4 protein-coding genes are annotated in these 3,005 nt (G+C 50.4%); all 4 read left to right on the top strand.

The window, feature by feature from the left end:
• A partial coding sequence (locus C7R94_RS29565) for a LysR family transcriptional regulator (protein ID WP_106786036.1) occupies positions 1-835 on the top strand: 835 nt, incomplete at its 5' end.
• Positions 836-892: 57 nt separating this feature from the next.
• Complete coding sequence (locus C7R94_RS29560) at positions 893-1,240, top strand: thioredoxin family protein (RefSeq protein WP_047069051.1); 348 nt, start codon at positions 893-895, stop codon at positions 1,238-1,240.
• Positions 1,241-1,273: 33 nt separating this feature from the next.
• The gene (locus C7R94_RS29555) at positions 1,274-2,182 is read left to right on the top strand and encodes an RluA family pseudouridine synthase (protein WP_106786034.1); all 909 of its coding nucleotides are present in this window, start codon (positions 1,274-1,276) and stop codon (positions 2,180-2,182) included.
• A gap of 59 nt (positions 2,183-2,241) precedes the next feature.
• Positions 2,242-3,005 (top strand): YheC/YheD family protein (locus C7R94_RS29550; protein WP_106786035.1); only part of this gene is annotated, 764 nt, incomplete at its 3' end.

Genomic DNA, 3,005 nt, shown 5'->3' with positions numbered 1-3,005 from the left:
TTCCCGAGCAGCCAATCGATTACATTTGGCCCAACCGTCGTTGAGTCAACAAATTGCGAAGCTGGAGAAAATACTCGGTGTAAGCTTGTTCCATCGCTTGCCGCAGCACGTAGAACTGACTGATGCGGGCCAACGCTTCATACAAGTAGCGCAAACGCTCGTGGACATGTCAGAGGGACTAGAGAGGGAAATGCGCGCTTATGCAGTAGGAGAAAGCGGCAAATTGCTAGTCGGAAGTCTCCCGATTACAGGGGCGTACGTGCTGCCAAGGGTGTTGCCTACGTTTACACAGCAATTTCCCGGTGTCGAGCTGCAATTGATGGAGGAAACATCTAGTCATTTGGAGCAGCTACTCGTGCGGGGGAAAATTGATGTCAGCCTACTAACCATGCCCATCAGTGACCCGTCTCTGGAAATCATCCCCGCGATCAACGAAGAAATCTTCTTGGCGGTACCGGCCAATCATCCGCTCGCGAAACGAAAAGAAGTCGATCTCGCAGAGGTAGCCGATCAGCCTTTTATCCTGTTAAAAGAAGGACAAGGTTTCCGTACGATTTCGCTTCGGCTCTGTGAGCAGGCAGGATTCCGACCGCGAATCGTGTTTGAGAGCTCGAATATCCAGACGGCTCAGTCACTTGTTGCAGCAGGCATGGGGTTGTCGTTTGCTCCGAAAATGATTACGCTCGCACCTGGCACGATCGAGCCGCCAACTTATGTGCGGATCAAAACAAAACCTTCTCGCACACTCGTCGTGGCGTATCGAAAAGACAAACCGTTGTCACGTCCGGCTGAAGCGTTTGTGCAATGTCTCATCGAGCAGGGGGGAAAAATATAGAGTGATTTCCCGCACCTGTGGTACACTATTTCCAAATCATTCTGGGAGGAAGATAACATGAGAGAAATTAAGACAGAAGCTGAATTCGAGCAAGTAATCGCCGCAACCAAGCCAGTCATCGTCAAATTCTTCACGGATTGGTGCCCAGATTGTCATCGCATTGATCCATTCATGCCTGCCGTGGAGGAAAAATACAAAGAACAGCTGGACATGGTAGAAGTCAATCGTGATACTCTCCCAGACCTGTCTGAAAAGTACGATGTCTTTGGCATTCCAAGCTTTATTGCGTTCCAAAACGGTAAAGAGCTAGTTCGCTTCGTGAGCAAACTCGGAAAAAGTCGCGAGGAGATCGAGCATTTCTTAGACCGTGCCATTCAAGTGGGTAAAGGACTCGAGCAAGCGTAATCGCATGAACATAGAACAGGGAGATAGACAGAAATGTTAAACATGAAAAAAGAAGGGGAATGGCTCGTTGCTCATTTACGAGACAAAGACGATGCTATCCCGATCGGGAACCTGCTGCGCGAAGAGTGGAAGCTGCCTCGCAAGCAGGTCCATCTTTTATTCCAACACAAAGAAGTATTGCTGGACGGTGCACCTGTTGCTCAGCATGTTGTGGGAAAAGCAGGGCAGGAAATTCGCCTGCGGATGTGCAAGCCTGAGCCATTGGGGCTTGATCCGGCCAGTGAAGCACCGGAGATCTTGTATGAGGATGATCATTTGCTCATTGTAAATAAGCCAGTTGGCCTTCTGTTACATCCGACCGAACGCTATCATCATGTGACGTTAGATCATCTTGTGTCGGGGCACTTTTTCCGTACGGGTTTGGAAGCAAAAGTCCGCCATGTCCATCGGCTGGATCAGGATACGTCAGGCGTCGTTCTGTACGCGAAGCATGCGTGGGCCTCTGCGCTTTTAGATGAAATGCTGCGTGAGCGTGCAATCAAGCGTACCTATGTCGCGTATGTTTCGGGACAAATGCCCAAAGAGCGCGGGAAAATCAATGAACCCATCGGAAAAGATCGGAATCATGGGACGCGCAGAAGGGTCACACCTAACGGCGATCCAGCGATTACCCACTACCAGGTAAAAGAACGTTTTCAAACAGCTACGAAAGTAGAATGTCAATTGGAGACGGGGAGAACGCATCAAATTCGCGTTCACTTCAGTCATATTGGGCACCCGCTTTTAGGGGATGAACTGTATGGTGGCAAGCCCGAACTCATTAAACGACAAGCGCTGCACGCATCAGTGCTCAAATTTGAGCATCCATTCGGGGGAGAAATCATCGAAGTCACGGCTCCGTTGCCACTCGATCTGTTTCACTTGGAAAAGAAGCTGAGATAATCGCCATTTGGCGACAGACTGAATAAACTGCCAAGGAGGAAACGAGAGAGGGTGGTCTTTTGAAACGACCCATAATCGGCATCTTGACTTGGCGGGAAGGCAAACGCTTTGCAGAGCCAACCTATTTTCGGCGACTGCTCAAGGCTGGACAAGAACTGGGCTGTACCGTTTTCTTGTTCTCCCCAAACGATGTGCTTGGGGGCGGCAAGCAGGTGAGAGGCTATGTCCCGGGGAAGAGTGGCGGCTGGCAAGCAAGGATATTTGACCGTCCAGACGCTGTTTTCGACCGATACCGTTATACACCGACACAGGCGTTTAAGAACTATGTTGCCTTTCGGCGGACGAGTAATTTTTTGTACGCAAACAACCGCTTGGCAAACAAATGGCGGGTACATGAGGTGCTTCATCGGGACTCCAGAATGCATCGGTGGCTTCCGGAGACCCACCTCTACAACCGACAAAGCTTGGTCAACATGCTAGGCAAGCATCCATTGCTCTACGTAAAGCCACTCAATGGAACAGGGGGACGAAACATCTTGTCCATTGAAAAGCGTGGAGACGAACTACGACTGCTCGGTCGGAACAAGCAAAGGGCGAAAGTATCCACAGTAGTAAGAGACAAAGCCGCCGCCCAGAGATGGGTAGACCGTTGGACGAGACAAGAGAAATACATCGTTCAGCAAGGGCTTCAATTGCAGCTGGTTCCTTCGCGGGCAGTAGACATGCGCCTCTTGATTCAAAAGAATGGGCAGGGTGAATGGAGCATTACCGGTCATGGGATTCGCGTGGGTCAAGAACGCAGTGCCACCTCTAATCTGCATGG

It is taken from the genome of Brevibacillus sp. NRRL NRS-603 (genome assembly GCF_003013445.1).
GTDB lineage: Bacteria > Bacillota > Bacilli > Brevibacillales > Brevibacillaceae > Brevibacillus > Brevibacillus formosus.
This window is presented reverse-complemented; position numbering and strand designations above follow the sequence as displayed.

Coding starts and splice junctions, on each gene's coding strand:
- C7R94_RS29560 (WP_047069051.1), top strand. CDS start 893: ATGAGAGAAATTAAGACAGAAGCTGAATTCGAGCAAGTAATCGCCGCA.
- C7R94_RS29555 (WP_106786034.1), top strand. CDS start 1,274: ATGTTAAACATGAAAAAAGAAGGGGAATGGCTCGTTGCTCATTTACGA.